The sequence below is a fragment of the Demequina activiva genome (assembly GCF_016862815.1).
GTDB classification, from domain to species: Bacteria; Actinomycetota; Actinomycetes; order Actinomycetales; family Demequinaceae; genus Demequina; species Demequina activiva.
In genome coordinates this window covers 376,078-391,985 of record NZ_BONR01000002.1, presented here as the reverse complement: position 1 = coordinate 391,985, position 15,908 = coordinate 376,078, and the positions used below count along the sequence as shown (strand labels likewise).

The 15,908-nt window shown below is 71.2% G+C and carries 14 protein-coding genes; 3 read left to right on the top strand and 11 right to left on the bottom strand.

The annotated features are described in order from the left end of the window. Position 1: 1 nt before the first annotated feature. The 8 genes from Dac01nite_RS06635 to Dac01nite_RS06600 all read right to left on the bottom strand — a co-directional run bounded on the left by Dac01nite_RS06635 (position 2) and on the right by Dac01nite_RS06600 (position 7,026). Positions 2-451, bottom strand: coding sequence for a GNAT family N-acetyltransferase (locus tag Dac01nite_RS06635; RefSeq protein WP_203654729.1), 450 nt, complete (start codon positions 449-451; stop codon positions 2-4). After that, on the bottom strand, positions 448-3,855 hold the full coding sequence (locus tag Dac01nite_RS06630) for a pyruvate carboxylase (protein ID WP_203654727.1): 3,408 nt from the start codon (positions 3,853-3,855) through the stop codon (positions 448-450). The genes Dac01nite_RS06635 and Dac01nite_RS06630 overlap by 4 nt, the downstream gene beginning before the upstream one ends. A 93-nt stretch (positions 3,856-3,948) precedes the next feature. Further along, positions 3,949-4,524, bottom strand: coding sequence for a MerR family transcriptional regulator (locus Dac01nite_RS06625; RefSeq protein ID WP_203654725.1), 576 nt, complete (start codon positions 4,522-4,524; stop codon positions 3,949-3,951). 100 nt (positions 4,525-4,624) lie between these two features. Beyond that, positions 4,625-5,350 (bottom strand): transcriptional regulator FtsR, encoded by a 726-nt coding sequence (ftsR, locus tag Dac01nite_RS06620; protein WP_203654717.1) that lies wholly within the window; start codon positions 5,348-5,350, stop codon positions 4,625-4,627. Between the two features lie 4 nt (positions 5,351-5,354). Continuing rightward, complete coding sequence (locus Dac01nite_RS06615; RefSeq protein ID WP_203654715.1) at positions 5,355-5,777, bottom strand: FHA domain-containing protein; 423 nt, start codon at positions 5,775-5,777, stop codon at positions 5,355-5,357. Positions 5,778-5,809: 32 nt separating this feature from the next. After that, positions 5,810-6,445 carry a CDP-alcohol phosphatidyltransferase family protein gene (locus tag Dac01nite_RS06610; protein WP_239066553.1) on the bottom strand — a complete coding sequence of 212 codons (636 nt, stop codon included), beginning with the start codon at positions 6,443-6,445 and terminating at the stop codon, positions 5,810-5,812. 11 nt (positions 6,446-6,456) lie between these two features. Continuing rightward, positions 6,457-6,609 (bottom strand): hypothetical protein, encoded by a 153-nt coding sequence (locus tag Dac01nite_RS06605; protein WP_203654713.1) that lies wholly within the window; start codon positions 6,607-6,609, stop codon positions 6,457-6,459. Positions 6,610-6,699: 90 nt separating this feature from the next. Continuing rightward, positions 6,700-7,026, bottom strand: a complete 327-nt coding sequence (locus Dac01nite_RS06600; RefSeq protein ID WP_203654710.1) for a plasmid stabilization protein — start codon at positions 7,024-7,026, stop codon at positions 6,700-6,702. A 79-nt stretch (positions 7,027-7,105) separates the two neighbouring features. Between Dac01nite_RS06600 and Dac01nite_RS06595 the strand changes: the two genes are divergently transcribed. Beyond that, positions 7,106-7,714, top strand: coding sequence for a gamma carbonic anhydrase family protein (locus Dac01nite_RS06595; RefSeq protein ID WP_203654709.1), 609 nt, complete (start codon positions 7,106-7,108; stop codon positions 7,712-7,714). Here Dac01nite_RS06595 and Dac01nite_RS06590 read toward each other — a convergent pair. Both Dac01nite_RS06590 and Dac01nite_RS06585 read right to left on the bottom strand, forming a co-directional pair. Continuing rightward, positions 7,663-9,144, bottom strand: coding sequence for an RNB domain-containing ribonuclease (locus tag Dac01nite_RS06590; RefSeq protein ID WP_203654707.1), 1,482 nt, complete (start codon positions 9,142-9,144; stop codon positions 7,663-7,665). The two genes, Dac01nite_RS06595 and Dac01nite_RS06590, sit on opposite strands and share 52 nt — an antisense overlap. 57 nt (positions 9,145-9,201) lie before the next feature. After that, positions 9,202-12,618 (bottom strand): proline dehydrogenase family protein, encoded by a 3,417-nt coding sequence (locus tag Dac01nite_RS06585; RefSeq protein WP_203654705.1) that lies wholly within the window; start codon positions 12,616-12,618, stop codon positions 9,202-9,204. Positions 12,619-12,699: 81 nt separating this feature from the next. On the opposite strand from Dac01nite_RS06585, the gene Dac01nite_RS06580 reads away from it, so the two are divergent. Continuing rightward, the gene (locus Dac01nite_RS06580) at positions 12,700-13,590 is read left to right on the top strand and encodes a LysR family transcriptional regulator (RefSeq protein ID WP_203654703.1); all 891 of its coding nucleotides are present in this window, start codon (positions 12,700-12,702) and stop codon (positions 13,588-13,590) included. On the opposite strand, the gene Dac01nite_RS06575 is transcribed toward Dac01nite_RS06580, so the two are convergent. Further along, positions 13,556-14,368, bottom strand: coding sequence for an EI24 domain-containing protein (locus tag Dac01nite_RS06575; protein WP_203654701.1), 813 nt, complete (start codon positions 14,366-14,368; stop codon positions 13,556-13,558). The two genes, Dac01nite_RS06580 and Dac01nite_RS06575, sit on opposite strands and share 35 nt — an antisense overlap. A gap of 81 nt (positions 14,369-14,449) precedes the next feature. Here Dac01nite_RS06575 and Dac01nite_RS06570 point away from each other — a divergent pair, with 81 nt between their 5' ends. After that, entirely contained in the window at positions 14,450-15,895 is a 1,446-nt protein-coding gene (locus Dac01nite_RS06570) for an amidohydrolase (protein WP_203654685.1), read from the top strand. Positions 15,896-15,908 lie beyond the last annotated feature (13 nt).

Genomic DNA, 15,908 nt, shown 5'->3' with positions numbered 1-15,908 from the left:
CCTACGTCCCCGGCACCTGCGGCATGCGCTTCTTGAGGTACTGCGCGGTGGCGTCGTAGCCGATGGCCTCGTAGAACTCGCGCGCCCTGGACGTCGCGAGCGTGACCTCCCGGCACCCCCGGAGGTTCGCCCACTCCTCGACGGCGCGAATGAGCGCCGCTCCCGTTCCCCGTCGCCGCGCGCCTGGCGCGACCATGAGCTCCGACACCCAGCAGACGGGCCCGTTCGCGTACAGGCTCGGCCTGGTCAGCGCGTGGACGTAGCCGTCCACCTCTCCCCCGCCGCCCTCGTGAACCAGCAGCGCCACTGCGTCGTCCGCCGTGAGCGTCGGGAAGGTCCGGTCGAACAACGCCCGCTCGGGAGGGCCGCCGAGCACGAGACCCTCGAGAAGCGCCCAGACATCCGCGGCGTCGCTGCGCAGCGCAGGACGCACCGCTCCTGTGGGACTCACTCCACGACCAGGATGAGGTCTCCCCCGCCGAGCGTCTGCGCGCCGTCGATCGCGATGCGCGCGACGGTGCCGGCCACGGGCGTGGTGATCGCGGATTCCATCTTCATCGCCTCGATCAGTGCGACCGTCTGCCCTGCGGCCACCTCGTCGCCCTCGGACACGGTCACCGCCACCGATCCCGAGAACGGCGATCCCACCTGTCCCGGCACCGAGGCATCGGCCTTCTCGCGCTCCACGACGTCGACCGCGGCCGCCTCGTCGCGGACCTGGACCGGACGTATCGAGCCGTTGTAGTTGAAGATCGCCGTGCGTTCGCCGTGCGAGTCGGGCTCGCCCAGCGCCTCGAGCGACACGATCATCCGCACGCCCTTGTCCAGCTCGATGTTCACCTCCTCGCCGCTGCCCACGGTGAGGCCGTACAGGTAGTGGAAGGTGTCGACCACCGAGATGTCGCCATAGACGTCGACGGCGGCGTCGAAGTCGTCCGCCGGTCCTGGGAACAGGAGGTGGTTGAGGCGCCTGCGCCGATCGGGACCGGCCGATGCGAGCACGGCGCGGTCGTCGTCGCTCAGCTCCGCCCGGGGCTTGGACTGGGGCCGGCCCTCAAGCGCCTTGGTGCGGAACGGCTCGGGCCAGCCGCCAGGCGGATCGCCCAGCTCGCCCTGCAGGAAGCCGATCACGCTGTCCGGCAGGTCATAGCTGCCGGGGTTGGCCTCGAAGTCGTCCGGGTCCGCACCCTTGGCCACGAGATGCAGCGCGAGATCGCCCACCACCTTCGAGGAGGGCGTGACCTTGATGAGCCTGCCGAGGATCCTGTCGGCGGCCGCGTACGTGTCCTCGATCTGCTCGAACTTGTCCGCCAGTCCGAGCGAGATGGCCTGCTGGCGCAGGTTCGACAGCTGACCGCCGGGGATCTCGTGTCGGTACACGCGCCCCGTGGGACCCGGCAGCCCGGACTCGAACGGAGCGTAGAGCTTGCGCACCGCCTCCCAATAGGGCTCGAGGTCCTGCGCCGCCGTCAACGAGACTCCCGTGTCGCGGGTGGTGTGCTCGAGCGCCGCGACGAGGGCGCTCATGGGCGGCTGCGAGGTGGTCCCGGCCATCGCGGCGCTGGCCACGTCGACGGCGTCCACGCCGGCCTCCGCGGCGGCGAGCAGCGTGCCCGTCTGGCCGCCCGCGCTGTCGTGCGTGTGCAGGTGGATCGGCACGTCGAAGCGCTGGCGCAGCGCGGACACGAGCATGTAGGCGGCGGCAGGCCGCAGCAGCCCGGCCATGTCCTTGATCGCGAGGATGTGCGCCCCCGCGTCGACCAGCTGATCGGCCAGACGCAGGTAGTAGTCAAGGGTGTAGAGGTCCTCGTCGGGCGCGATCATGTTGCCCGTGTAGCACAGCGTCGCCTCCGCGACCGACTGTCCCGTGGCGCGCACCGCCTCGATCGCGGGCCGCATCTGCTCCACGTCGTTCAGCGCGTCGAAGATGCGGAAGATGTCGATGCCCGTCTGCGTCGCCTCCTCGACGAAGGCACGAGCCACCTCGTCCGGATACGGCGTGTAGCCCACGGTGTTGCGACCGCGCAGGAGCATCTGGAGAGCGATGTTGGGAACCGCCTCGCGCAGATCCTCGAGCCGCAGCCACGGGTCCTCGGACAGGAATCTCATCGCGACGTCGTACGTCGCGCCTCCCCAGCACTCGAGCGACAGCAGCTCGGGCGTCATGCGAGAGACGTGACCGGCGGCCTTGAGAAGGTCGTAGGTGCGCACCCTCGTGGCCAGCAGCGACTGGTGCGCGTCGCGCATGGTCGTGTCCGTGAGCTGCAGCTGCTGGGACTCCCGCAGGTCCCGCGCGAAGCCTTCAGGTCCCAGATCGAGCAGGCGCTGGCGCGACCCCGCCGGCGGCTGCGCGGTGAGGTCGATCGGCGGCAGCTTGTCCGCCGGGTGCAGCGCCACGTCTGCGGGCTCGCCGTGAGGACGGTTCACGGTCTGGTAGCCCAGGAACGTGAGGAGCTTGGTGGAGCGCTCAGCGCTCTCCGGCACCTCGAGGAGCTGCGGGCGCTGCTCGATGAACGCCGTGGTCACTCCCCCGGTGCGGAAGTCCTCGTCCGCCAGCACGGCACGGAGGAAGCGAATGTTCGAGGTGACGCCGCGGATGCGGAACTCCGCCAGCGCACGCGACGCGCGCCGCACGGCCATGTCGAAGTCGCTTCCCCGGCAGGTGAGCTTCACCAGCATCGAGTCGAAGTGACCCGTGATCGTGTTGCCGGCCATTCCCGTCGCGCCGTCGAGGCGCACGCCCGCCCCACCCGGCGAGCGGTACGCGACGATCCGGCCGGTGTCCGGGAGGAACCCGTTCGTCGGGTCCTCGGTCGTGATGCGCGTCTGGATGGCGAAGCCCTTGGTCCGGACGTCCTCCTGCCGGATCCCGATCTGCTCCAGGCTCTCCCCCGCCGCGATGCGCATCTGAGCGCTCACGATGTCGATGTCCGTGACCTCCTCGGTCACCGTGTGCTCGACCTGGATGCGCGGGTTCATCTCGATGAAGACGTGCTGGCCTGCGCGCTCGCCCTCGGTCGCCACGAGGAACTCGACGGTTCCGGCGTTGCGGTAGCCCAACGACCGAGCGAAGGTGACGGCGTCACGGCACAGGGCGTCGCGGATCTGAGGGTCCAGATTGGGTGCAGGCGCGATCTCGACCACCTTCTGGTGTCGCCGCTGCACCGAGCAGTCGCGTTCGTAGAGGTGCACCACGTTGCCGTCCGCGTCGGCCAGGATCTGCACCTCGATGTGCCGCGGCCCCAGGACGGCCTGCTCCAGGAACACCGTGGGGTCACCGAAGGCGCTGTCCGCCTCCCTCATGGCTGCGGCCAGCGCGTCGGGCAGATCCTCGCGGCGCTCCACGCGCCGCATGCCGCGCCCGCCGCCTCCAGCGACGGCCTTCACGAAGATCGGGAAGCCGATGCCGTCGGCGGCCGCGATGAGCTCGTCCCGGTCCTTCGACGGCTCGCTCGAGTCCAGCACCGGCACGCCTGCCTCGCGAGCGGCCTTGAGCGCGGCGACCTTGTCGCCGGCGCGCGCGAGAACCTCCGGCGGCGGGCCGATGAAGGTGACGCCCTCCTCCGCGCAGCGGCGGGCCAGCTCGACGTTCTCCGACAGGAAGCCATAGCCCGGGTAGATGGCGTCCGCGCCCGCATGCTTGGCGACGCGGAGCATCTCCTCGACGTCGAGATAGGCCTTGACGGGGTGTCCCTCATCGCCGATCTCGTAGGCCTCGTCCGCCTTGACGCGGTGCTCGGACATGCGGTCCTCGTGCGGGAACACCGCGACCGTCCGCGCGCCGAGCTCGTAGGCGGCTCGAAAGGCGCGCACCGCGATCTCGGCACGGTTGGCGACAAGCACCTTGGAGAACATCGACATCCCTTCGTCAGGCTGGTGCGCTCGAGTCTGCCAGGTCTTCTGGCATTGCGTCACCCACGCTCCCCGACGAGCGGTCGATGCTCCGCGTCAGCTGGCGGTCGACCGCTTGGCGCGGCGATCGGCGAGCTCGTCCACGCCGTCGGCCTCAGCCACGGGGCCGTCGCCGCGATCCGCGGGCAGCGCGGACAGCGAGCCCTCGAGCTCGCGCCACACCTTGCCCAGCGCGATGCCGAACACGCCCTGCCCGCCCTGCACAAGGTCGATGACCTCATCGTCCGACGTGCACTCGTACACCGAGGCTCCGTCGGACATGAGCGTGATGCGTGACAGGTCCTCGACGCCGCGTTCGCGCAGCGTCCCCACGGCGGTGCGGATCTGCTGCAGAGAGACGCCCGAGTCGAGCAGGCGCTTGACGACGCGCAGCACCAGGATGTCGCGGAAGCCATAGAGACGCTGCGTGCCGGAGCCGGTCGCGGACTTCACGCTCGGCTCGACCAGTCCGGTGCGCGCCCAGTAGTCGAGCTGGCGATACGTGATGCCCGCCGCCTTGCACGCGGTGGGCCCGCGGTAGCCCGCGTTCTCGTCGAGGTGAGTGAGGCCGTCGTCGAACAGAATGCCCTGGTCGCGCACGGGTGTCGCGTCCCGACCGTCCTGCTCAGCCATCGCTTCTCCTTGCGTCACGTCCTAGTTCACCACGGTAGAGCGGGGGCCCCACCCGGTCAACGACCGCGCCCGGCGGGGCGCGGCGTTGCCTGTGCCACTGTTATCGGTCGATCTGCTCGTGGACCCAAGCACTGAAGACGGCGACCGCCGCATCCGCACGCTCGCGTATCAGCGCATCGGCCGTGGTGTCGTCGCCGCGCTCGCGGCGCGGGCGCGCGGCGTCGCGGGCCAGCTGCGCCTCGCGACCTGCAGCGCGCACGAGTGCGGACAGCGAGCGCGGGTCCGCGCCGGTCGCGAGATACGCTCCGCCGGCGACCACGAGCGGCACCACGGCGCGCTCGTAGCGGCCCGGCCCGGACTGCGCGATGATCCCGGCAGCCTCGAGCGTCGCGACGGTGTCCTCCTCGACCCCTGCGGCCTCGGCCACCTGCCTGCGTGTGAGCTGCTGCGTGGTCTGCGCCACCGCTCGTGGCCCCACCGGCTGGTGCGTGCGCCCGGCGTCGAGGTCCGCGAGCTGCTGCGCGATCGCGGACAGCGGCAGGTACTGGTCGCGCTGCTGTGTCAGCACGAAGCGCAGGCGCTCCACGTCGGCCGCCGAGTACTGCCGATAGCCCGCTCCTGTGCGATGAGGTGACACGAGCCCGTTGCTGTCGAGGAAGCGCAGCTTGGAGGGGGTGAGGGCCGGAAACTCGCGAACGAGCTGCGCGAGCACGTCGCTCACGCGCAGCTCCGGCGCATGCGAGAGCTGCTGAGGCCACGGGCTCGCCGCGGCCCCTGCAGGGCGCTCGGGCTCCGGTGCCTGCTCGACTGCTCTCAGCGCGGGCATCCGATCAGCCGGCGGACCCGGGGTAGAACGTCATGCGGTACTTGCCGATCTGGACCTCGTCGCCGTCGTGCAGCTCGGCCTCGGACACGCTCTCACGGTTGACGTAGGTGCCGTTGAGCGATCCCGCGTCCTTGACGAAGAACCTCTTGCCCTCGCGCACGAAGCGCACGTGCTCGCGACTCACCGTGACGTCGTCGAGGAAGATGTCCCCGGAGACGGACCTGCCGGCCGTGGTGACGTCGACATCGAGAAGGAAGCGGGCGCCCTGGTTGGGTCCGTGATGCACGATCAGCAGCGCGCAGTCGTCGTCGAGGGCGTCGACTGCGGTCTGGTCCTGCGGGGAGATGCGGTGAGGAGCGTGCTCGTCCGGCACTACCTGTGCGTCGAGCGACATCGTGCGCTCCACGGGACTCTCATCGAACGTCATGGCGCCTCCTTCCGGGAGTTGGGCTGGTCACATCATCCTAGGCGTTCGGGTGCCCCGGCGACAGACGCGCCGTCGCTCGCGGGATGTGCTCGGCGGGCGAGGTCTCTGGCGTACCCGATGCCCGAGATCCAGTACAGAGCGGCGGCGACGCAGGCCCCGACGATCGCCGCGACCCAGACGCCGTCCCAGCGCTCGTATGCGAGGAATGCCAGGGGCAACGTGACGTACAGACCGAAGGTCGCCGCCTTGCCCACGAACGTCACCTGCGCGGAGGAGACGCCGCGGGACCGGGCGATCAGCAGCGCCACGCCCACCATCACGTCCCGCGCCAGCAGGATAGCGACCAGCCACCACGGGATCACCCCGCGGATCGCCAGGCCCAGCACCACCACGATGGTCAGCAGACGGTCCGCGGCGGGGTCGAGCACACGACCCAGCTCGGTCACCTGGTTCCACCGTCGGGCGAGGTAGCCGTCGAGGAAGTCGCTGATGCCAGCGGCCGCCAGGGCGCCGATGGCCCACGCGTCGTGCCCTGCGATCAGCAGCCAGCCGAACACCACGATGAGGACGATGCGCGCCATCGAGATGAGGTTCGGCACCGTCCAGATCGCAGCGGAGGGCGCCGCTTCGGCGGAGTCGTGCTGATCGACGGGGCTGGCTTCGCTCACGAAGCGGGAGTCTACTTCTCGTCCGTCTCCAGGGCGATGACCTTGTCCACCGTCTCCGCGGCGATGCGGGTGGCCTCATCCTCGGTCGCGCCGCGCGCGAGCTCCTTGGCCTTGATCTGCTCGAACTTGTACCGGCGCGTGTCGGCCGGGTGCTCTTCGGTCATGATCCACTCCTTCCCTGGCAGCAATCCTCGGGACTCCTCCAGCCTACGGCGTGCGCGCGACGCATGCAGTGCGTGGCGCTCACCCCGCGCTCAGCCGTCGACCGCCTTCTCGAGCTCGTTCTTGGTCATCGTCGAGCGCCCCTCGATGCCCCGGCGCTTGGCCTCGGCATAGAGCTGCTGCTTGGTGCGGCCTCGAGCACCGCTGTGCGAGCGCTTGCCGCCCCGCTTGCTGCTCGACATGTCCTGAGTCGAGGCCTTCGAGGACTGCTCTGCCTCGCCGGCCCGCGCGCGCTCCTTGTTGACGGTGCGCGCCGCGATCTCCTTCGCACGATCCTCGGATGCGCCGCGATCCTGCACGGACTCCTTGATCTTGCGGTACTGCCGTTCGCGCTTGTCCGACCACTCCTGCGGTGTCATGGGAACCTCCTTCATCGGTCCGCTCGCCCCCGACAACGGGCCCGAGCCGCCGAATCTTCCGCGTCCTAGGGTGGGAGCCATGATCATCGCGAGCAGAGGCCATGCACCGAGCATCCATGAGAGCGCCTACGTCGCGCCGTCCGCCGTCGTGTGCGGCGACGTGACCATCGGCGAGGGCTCGCGGGTGCTGCACGGCGCGGTGCTGACGTCCGAGGGCGGACCGATCACGATCGGGCAGCGGGTCGTGATCATGGAGAACGCCGTGGTGAAGGGGCGGCCTCGCCACCCGGTGACCATCGGCGACCACGTGCTCGTCGGCCCCCATGCGCACATCAACGGCGCCACCATCGAGCGGGAGTGCTTCATCGCCACGGGAGCCTCGCTGTTCCCTGGCTCGCTCGCACGGGAGGGCTGCGAGGTGCGGGTCAACGCCGTGGTGCAGGTCAACACGGCGCTCGCCCCTCGATCCGTGGTGCCGATCGGGTGGGTCGCGGTGGGCGATCCCGCTCAGCTCGCCTCGGCCGACGAGCATGAGGAGGTGTGGCGCATCCAGCAGGGCCTGGACTTTCCCGGCACGGTCTACGGAGCGACGCGCATGACGCCGATGACCGAGATCATGGACGGCCAGTCAGAGGCCTACGGCGCCCACCTGGACGACGAGGTGCTGGACGGACCGGCAGCTCCCTGATCGCCCTCGACGCGCCGGAACACCGGCCCGTCGGGCGCCTCGGCACGCAGGAGCTCGACGACGACCGTGTCACCGGGCGGCACCTCTCCCTCACAGCGCGCGATCACGGGCGGGCGAAGGAGCTGCACCGTGCGGTCGTCGAGCGCGACGCCCTCGAACGCCTCGCCCACCCGTGAGGCCAGCACCACGGACTCCACGGCGTCCACGCATCGGCGCTCCACTGCCGAGGCTCGCCGTGCCCCTGTCGCCGTGTCCGCGGCCGCCGGGACCATGCCCTCCCGCACCCACGCAGGCACGTCTCGTCCCTGGGCCTCGGCGAGCGCCGCCTCGGCCGCGTAGCGGTCGGCCAACCGCCGCAGCGGTGCGGTCACGTGCGCGTATGCCGCTCCCAGGGCTCCGTGAGCGGTGGAGTCGGGCTGCGGCAGGTCGGGGTCGTGCACGTCGAAGGGCTCCCACCGCGCGCCGCGGAAGAGCCGCGTCGCCGCCGTGAGGAAGGCGAGCGTGGAGGGCGCGGTGGGGTCGAGCGCATCGAGGAGCTGCGCATACGTGGTCTCGCGGGGCCACGCCACGCCCAGAGCACGCGCCTGGCGCCGGAGCTGCTCGAGCGCACCGTCGTCCGCTGCCGGCATGGTCCGGAGGATGCCTGTGCCGCCCGCGAGCATGACGCGCGCGGCCGCCATCCCGGTCGCGAGCGAGAGCTGCGCGTTGTCGTCCTCGATCGCCGTGCCGGCCCTCAGGTCGAGGTAGAGGCGGCCATCCCGCTCGTTCACCTCCTGCTCCGGCAACGGGAGCGTGACGCCGCCCTGCGCGCGCACAGCGGCGCGGCGGGCCTGACCCACGTCGTGAAGCAGCGCACGCAGCTCCTTGTCAGCGGCGTCGGCCGGCCGTTCCAGATCCCCGTAGGCGAGCTGGCGACGGGAGCGCACCCAGACGCGCTCGATGCTCACGTCGCCGAGCGCGCCGTCACCACCGATGACCACGCTCCACATCACCGCCTTGGTGCGCTGCTGCGCGAGGAGGGAGGCGTGTCCCTCCGACATCTCCGGCGGGTGCAGGCCGATGCGCCGGTCCGGGCAGTAGACGGTCGACCCGCGAGCATGCGCGAGGGCGTCCAGCGCACCGCCCGGGGTCACGTGCGCGGCGACGTCTGCGATCGCGTAGCGCAGACGATGGCCATCGCGAGTGCGCTCGAGGTGGAGGGCCTGGTCGAGGTCCCTGGCTCCCGGCGGGTCGATGGTCACGAACGGGATGTCGGTGGCGTCTGCCCGAGCGTCCTCGATGTGCGCTGGATCCGACTCGCGAGCGCTGTCCCTGGCCTCGTCGAGCGCGCGGTCGTCCGCCTCGATGATCGCGCCCTCCTCAGCGAGGATGAGCTCGACATGGGGGGCTACGGACTGCGCGGCGGCGCCGGCGTGGTGGCGGATCCTCATGGCTCGAGCGTACGGTGCGCCGCTGCGAGGCAGACGCGCACCGCCCGAGCAGGCGGACTACGCCGCTGGCTCGTCGAATGGCTTCGCGAGGACCATCCTTGCCGCGCGGTCGGCGGCGTCGAACGCCGTGCCGTAGCGGTGGGCGGTGATGGAGATCGCCTGTTCGCGCACGAACGGGAGCAGCTCGAGCTCGGGTGCGGCCGTGACGGGCCCGTCGAACACCGCGAGGTCGGCTTGGCCCCGCCATGCTGCCGGAACGGCCCCCACGTGGCGCACTCGTCCGTGGTGGGACGACCGGGCGCGGCTGACTGCCTGCTCGTCGCCCTCGACCACCACCGTCACTCCGGCCGTGGCCAGAGCGTCGCTGAGCGCGGGCGGGGGCTCGACGGCGGCGGAGACCCGACCGCCGTCCCCGGCCAGCACCTGCGCTGCGCACACGCGGGCGAGGTCGTCGACGTCGGAGCCGTCCCAACGCACGAGGACCGGGGTGGGGACATACCGCTGGACGTTGTGCTCAGCGCTGAGCCCCGTCGGGTCATGTCCCACGGAGAACGTGTCGCGCCAGTGCTGCGCATCCCGCTGAGCCGCTGCACGCACCCAGTCCCGATCGACGGCGCGGACGATGGCCTCGACGGACGCGGCGAGCGTCGCGCCGTCGCTGGGGCCCGCATCGGCCCTCTCCCAGTCCGTCAGCGAGGCCACGTAGTGGCGCCCGCCCGCCTTGGAGGTCGCCCCCACGGCGGAGCGCTTCCAGCCGCCGAACGGCTGACGCTGGACGATCGCGCCGGTCATGCCCCGGTTGACGTAGAGGTTGCCGGCCTGAACGCGATCTACCCACTCGCGCATCTCGGCCTCGTCGAGAGTGTGCAGCCCAGACGTGAGGCCGTAGTCGACCTCGTTGACCAGCGCGATCGCATGATCGAGGTCGCGCGCGCGCATCACGCCCAGCACCGGGCCGAAGCACTCCACACGATGCAGGAAGCTGCCGGGCTCGACCCAGCCCCTCACCCCGGGCGTCCACAGGGCGTGGTCGATCCGCTCCGGCCGCACCCACCAGGTCTCGCCCGGCTCGAGCTCGGTCAGTCCTCGCAGCAGCTTGCCCTCGGGCTCCGCGATCACCGGGCCCATCTGCGCGCCCGGCGTCCAGGCCGCTGCCACGTGCAGCGACCGGACGGCGTCGAGGAGCTGGCGACGGAAGCGCGGCGAGTCCGCGACCGATCCCACCAGGATCGCGAGCGAGGCGGCCGAGCACTTCTGGCCCGCGTGGCCGAAGGCCGACGCTGCGAGGTCCTTGGCAGCCAGGTCGAGATCCGCGCTCGGGGTCACGATCATCGCGTTCTTGCCGGAGGTCTCGGCGAGCACGCGCAGATCGCTGCGGACCTCCAGGAATGCCTGTGCGGTCTCGTACGCCCCGGTCAGGACCGCCTGGTCGATGCGCGAGTCGCCCAGCAGGGCATGACCCAGGTGCTGCGGGTCGATCACCAGCAGGTTCAGCACCTCGTGCGGCACCCCCGCGTCCCACAGGATCTCTGCCAGCACCGCGCCGCAGCGCTCCGCCTCCTCGGCGGGCTTGAGGATCACGGCCGAGCCCGCGGCGAGCGCAGCGAGGGTGGAGCCCGCTGGAATGGCCACGGGAAAGTTCCACGGGGGGATCACGGCCGTGAGGGGCCGCGGTCGAGGACGGGCACCTCGCACGGCACTGAGCCGTCGAGCCGCGTCAGCGTAGAAGCGAGCGAAGTCGATCGCCTCGGACACCTCGGGGTCCGCCTGGTCGATGGTCTTGCCCGCCTCCGAGGCCATCACCTCGATGAGGTCTCCGCGGCGTGCCTCGAGGTGCTCCGCCACTCGTTCGAGCAGCGCAGCGCGGTGCTCGACATCCGTCTGGGCCCACTCCTCCCCCGCCTGGCGAGCTCGTCCGACCAGTCCGGACAAGGTCTCGGCGTCGTCGACACGCGCGGCGTCGACGCCCGCCATGCCCAGCCGTGACTCGCGAGCGCGCTCGAGCAGCAAGGCCCCCCACTCCCGCACTCGACGTCGCGAAGGATCCGAGTCGGGCGCGTTGCGGAAGCCAGGCGGTGGCGCGGCGATGTCGCTCTGATCACGGTTGCTCTCGGTCGACGGCGCGTGCGACGACAGCTCGAGCGAGTCCCGGAAGCCGCGCTCCTCGCGCTCGAAGTCCTCGGGCGACGAGCCCATCGTCGTGAGCCGCGACAGGAAGTTCTGAGGATTCGCCACCTCTTCGAGGCGACGCACCAGGTAGGCCAGTGCGACGTCGAAGTCGCGCGGATCCACGACGGGCGTGTAGAGCCGGAGCGCCCCCACGTCCGCTCTCACGGCATGGGCCACGTGCTCTCCCATGCCCAGCAGCATCTCGAACTGCACACGATCCTGGACGCCGCGATCGGCGGCGAGCGTCCACGCGTGGGCGATGTCGAACAGGTTGTGGCCCGCGACGCCCACGAGCAGCGATCGTGTGCTGACCGGCTCGAGGGCCGCGTCGACGATGCGCTTGTACTGGGCGTCGGACTCGACCTTCGAGCTCCACGTGGCCAGGGGCCAGTCGCGAATCTCCGACTCGACCCTCTCCATCGACAGGTTGGCGCCCTTGACGATGCGCACGCGCAGCGGCGCGCCACCAGACTCGACGCGAGCGCGAGCGAGGGACTGGACCTGACGCAGCGCGCGGCTCGACTCGGGCAGATAGGCCTGCAGCACGATGCCGGCGCTGAGCGAACGGAGATCCTCGCGTTGGACGAGCGCCTCGAAGACCGCGAGCGTGAGGTCGAGGTCGCGATACTCCTCCATGTCGAGGTTGATGAACACGCCACCGTGGTCACGCGCGTCCTGGTACAGGGGCGCGAGCGTCGCGACGATCTGCTCGACGGCACCATCGAAGTCCCACGGCGAGTGAGGCGCGACCGCCGCGGACACCTTGATCGAGACGTAGTCGACCTCGGGATGAGTGATCAGCGCGCGGGTGGCTGCGACACGACGCGCAGCCTCGTCGCCACCCAGGACGGCCTCCCCGAGCAGGTTGACGTTGAGATCCGCTCCGGTGGAGCGCAGGCGCCTCAAGGCGCGAGCGAGCCGACGGGGGCGGGCGTCGACCACCAGGTGGCTCACCATCGCGCGGATCACCCGACGCGCGAGCTGCGAGGTCAGGCGAGGCGCCACGCGAGCGGCGGCGCCACCCACGCGCATGAGCGTGGCGAGCGCCACGGGGAGGTGTTCGTGCCCGCGCTTCGCGGCGCGCCGCAGCTCGGCGGCGGCGACGTGGGGGTCCTCGGGACGTACGACACCGTCCACCACCTCCGTGAGGAAGCGCAGTCCGCCCGGCCGCGAGAGCACGTGCGCCATCAGTCGCGCGCCCGCGCTGGGCCGCACGGAGGCGGCCTCGTCGAGCCATCGCCTCACGTGCGCCACGGCGCGATCGGCGTCGTGCTCGGTGCGTGCGTGGGTAGAGGTGGGGGACATGGGATCAGTGTGAGTCCGTAGTTCATTCACGTCCATGACAGGTTTGCTCCATATACCGTCCAGTTCTGCTTAACTGTTTGCATGCTCGACCTCCAGCACCTGCGGACCCTTCGAGAGTTCACCGTCCGCGGCACCGTCACCGCCGTCGCGGACGTGCTCGGCTACTCGCCGTCCGCGGTGTCGCAGCAGCTCGCTGCGCTCGAACGCGAGGCAGGCGTGCCACTTCTTCGACGGTCAGGCAGGAGGCTGCTTCTCACTCCAGCAGGTCAGGAGCTGGCCGGCTCCGCAGGAGAGATCCTCGGTCTCGTGGAGCACGCTCAGGCACGGCTGCGCTCGGGCGACGAGGCTCCAGGCGGGACCGTGCGGCTCGCGGTGTTCCAGTCCGCTGCGCTGGCCCTGCTGCCCACCGCGCTGCCCCGGCTCGCGCGCTCGGCGCCGCGCGTGCGAGTCGAGGTCACGCAGAGCGAGCCGGCGCAGGCCCTCGAGGACACCTGGGCTCGGGACTTCGACCTCGTGGTCGCCGAGGAGTACCCCCACCACTCTGCCCCGCACTACCCCGGGCTCACCCGGGTGACCTTGGTGCAGGATGAGATCGCCCTGGCCGCACCCATCGGGTGGGGGGCGTCGCTCGAGCACCACCACGAGCGAGCCTGGGTGATGGAGCCGCGGGGCACCGCCTCCCGGCACTTCGCGGAGCAGGTGTGCCGCATCGCGGGCTTCGAGCCTGACGTGCGCTACGAGACCGCGGACCTCCAGGCACAGCTCGCACTGGTGGGGGCCGGGCTCGCCGTCGCCCTGATTCCGGGCCTGATGTGGCCGTCCGCGCCTCCCGGCGTCGCGAGGATACCCGTGGGAGGCACGATGACGCGGTCGGTCTTCGCGGCGTTCCGCGACACCTCGCAGGCCGACGCCGGCATCCGAGCCACGCTGGCCGCGCTCACGGACGCGGCGCGCGAGGTGGCCGCCCGCTGAGCGCGGCATCGACGTCGAGGCCCTGCACGAGCCGTGTCGCGCCGGCGACCGCTGCCGGCATGAACGCCAGCGCACCGAAGGGCACCAGGAACAGGAGGAACACCGCAGCACCGAACCCGACGACGCGGGCACGATGCTGCCGCAGCAGCGCACGGCGCTCCTGAAGCGGAACCAGACCACGTCGCGCCAGCGGATAGCCGGTGAGCTCGAGAGCCAGGAACCAGCCTCCGAACGATGCGCCCAGCACCACGGCCGCGGGGCCGCCGATGGCCGGGACCAGGCCCACCAGGAACAGCCCCACCGCCAGCGGCACCGTCAGGATCGCCAGCCGCAGGGCCTCGCCGACGCCGCGGATCACTCCCCGCCACACCGTCTCATCCGGGTCCTCGCCCTCCCATCCCGCTCCGCGGTCCACCTCACGCGCGAGGCGCTCGAAGAAGGGCTGTCCGATGAGCAGGGTGAGGGCCGTGAAGGTGTAGACGCCGATGACGGCAGCCGCGCCCAGCACCGCCAGCATGCCGACCACCTGCACCGCGTCATGGAGCCAACCGTCCTCCCCCACCGTCGCGACCGCGATGGCGTCTCCGATGCGGGCGATCTGCGAGACCAGCACCAACGCGCCGGATCCCAGCAGCACGGCGGAGACGACGCCGGGGATGAGGCCGATCAGCATCAGCCGTGGGCTCGTCCCCCAGGTCCTCATCCCCTGCCAGGCGAGACTCGCTCCCAGCAGCGCCTCTCTCAGCGCGCCGCCGCGACCTCGCCCCTGCTCGCTCATGTGCAGAGGGTATCGACCTCCGGTCTATCCTGACGATGCGCACCTGACCCACGACTCGAACCCCTGGCGGTACCACCCACGATGACTGATCTGCTGCTCACGGACGCGCGCCTGCCGGGGCGCCCCGATCCCACCGACCTGCTCGTCGTGGACGGTCGTGTCGCGACGCTCGGCGGCCCGCGCCGCACTGACGTCGAGACCCTTGATCTCGACGGACGCTGGCTCATCCCGGGCCTGTGGGACCACCACGTGCACTTCGCGCAGTGGGCGATCATGCGCAGGCGCATGGACCTGTCCGGGGCCACGAGCGCCCAGGCCGCAGCTCAAGCAGTCGCGGCGCGCATGGCTGCGGAGATGGAGATGCATGAGCCGGTGATCGGCTACGGCTACCGCGACGCGATGTGGGAGGACGAGGCCTGCGCGGAGGTGCTCGACGCGGTGGCGCCCCGACGACCCGTGGTCCTGCTCTCCGGAGACATGCACGCCTGCTGGGTGAACACCGCAGCACGCGACCGGTACGGCCTCCCCGAGGCGGGCGTGCTGCGGGAGGACGACGCCTTCGCCCTGCAGATGCGCCTGGAGAAGGCAGCCCCTGGCGACGAGGACCTGGCCGTGAGCGACGCCGCCGTCGCGGCGGCGGCCCGAGGCGTCGTGGGCATCGTCGACCTGGAGATGGCGCGCAATCTCGACGGCTGGACGGAGCGCATGAGCCGGGGCCTCCACGCCCTGCGTGTCCACTCGGGCTTCTATCCTGCGGAGCTCGAGGAGCGGGTCGCGGCGGGGTGGCGTACGGGAGACGTGGTGCCCGGCACCGGGGACCTCCTGAGCATCGGTCCTCTGAAGATCATCACCGACGGCTCGCTCAACACTCGTACCGCCTACTGTCACGATCCGTATCCCGGGCGCGACACGCGTGGCGTGCTGACGGTGGCGCCCGAGGAGTGCGAGACGCTGCTCGAGCGGGCCACAGCGCAGGGGTTCTCGGTCGCAGTGCACGCGATCGGGGACGCGGCGGTCACGCACGCTCTCGACGCCTTCGAGCGCACGGGCGCTCAGGGAACCCTCGAGCACGCACAGCTCGTCAGCGAGAAGGACCTCCCGCGGTTCGGCCAGCTGGGGGTGACGGCGTCGGTGCAGCCCGAGCACCTGTGGGACGACCGCGACCCCACCGAGCGCATCTGGCCCGACCGGGCCCACCGCGCGTTCCCCCTGGGCGCTCTGAGGGACGCCGGCGCCCGCCTCGTGCTGGGCTCGGATGCCCCGGTGGCGCCGCTGGACCCGTGGCGCGGCATCGCCGCAGCAGTCCATCGCTCGGGCGACGAGCGCGCGCCGTGGTACCCGGAGCACGCTCTGACGCGCGAGCAGGCGATCGCCGGCGCCGCATCCCACGCCACCCTCACCGAGGGCGCGCTCGCGGACCTCGTCGCCCTGGACGCGGATCCCCTCGAGTGCGGCATCGACGATCTGCAGCGCATGCCGGTCGCGGCCACGATGGTGGCCGGCAGGCTCACGCACCTCGCGATGTAGTCGCGGGAGCTGG

Excerpts from the sequence above, each read along its gene's own strand:
- Dac01nite_RS06615 (WP_203654715.1), bottom strand. The coding sequence starts at position 5,777 with ATGACGTTCGATGAGAGTCCCGTGGAGCGCACGATGTCGCTCGACGCA.
- Dac01nite_RS06585 (WP_203654705.1), bottom strand. The coding sequence starts at position 12,618 with ATGTCCCCCACCTCTACCCACGCACGCACCGAGCACGACGCCGATCGC.
- Dac01nite_RS06600 (WP_203654710.1), bottom strand. The coding sequence starts at position 7,026 with ATGACACCGCAGGAGTGGTCGGACAAGCGCGAACGGCAGTACCGCAAG.
- Dac01nite_RS06605 (WP_203654713.1), bottom strand. The coding sequence starts at position 6,609 with ATGACCGAAGAGCACCCGGCCGACACGCGCCGGTACAAGTTCGAGCAG.
- Dac01nite_RS06575 (WP_203654701.1), bottom strand. The coding sequence starts at position 14,368 with ATGAGCGAGCAGGGGCGAGGTCGCGGCGGCGCGCTGAGAGAGGCGCTG.
- Dac01nite_RS06590 (WP_203654707.1), bottom strand. The coding sequence starts at position 9,144 with ATGAGGATCCGCCACCACGCCGGCGCCGCCGCGCAGTCCGTAGCCCCC.
- Dac01nite_RS06580 (WP_203654703.1), top strand. The coding sequence starts at position 12,700 with ATGCTCGACCTCCAGCACCTGCGGACCCTTCGAGAGTTCACCGTCCGC.
- Dac01nite_RS06595 (WP_203654709.1), top strand. The coding sequence starts at position 7,106 with ATGATCATCGCGAGCAGAGGCCATGCACCGAGCATCCATGAGAGCGCC.
- Dac01nite_RS06630 (WP_203654727.1), bottom strand. The coding sequence starts at position 3,855 with ATGTTCTCCAAGGTGCTTGTCGCCAACCGTGCCGAGATCGCGGTGCGC.
- ftsR (WP_203654717.1), bottom strand. The coding sequence starts at position 5,350 with ATGCCCGCGCTGAGAGCAGTCGAGCAGGCACCGGAGCCCGAGCGCCCT.
- Dac01nite_RS06570 (WP_203654685.1), top strand. The coding sequence starts at position 14,450 with ATGACTGATCTGCTGCTCACGGACGCGCGCCTGCCGGGGCGCCCCGAT.
- Dac01nite_RS06625 (WP_203654725.1), bottom strand. The coding sequence starts at position 4,524 with ATGGCTGAGCAGGACGGTCGGGACGCGACACCCGTGCGCGACCAGGGC.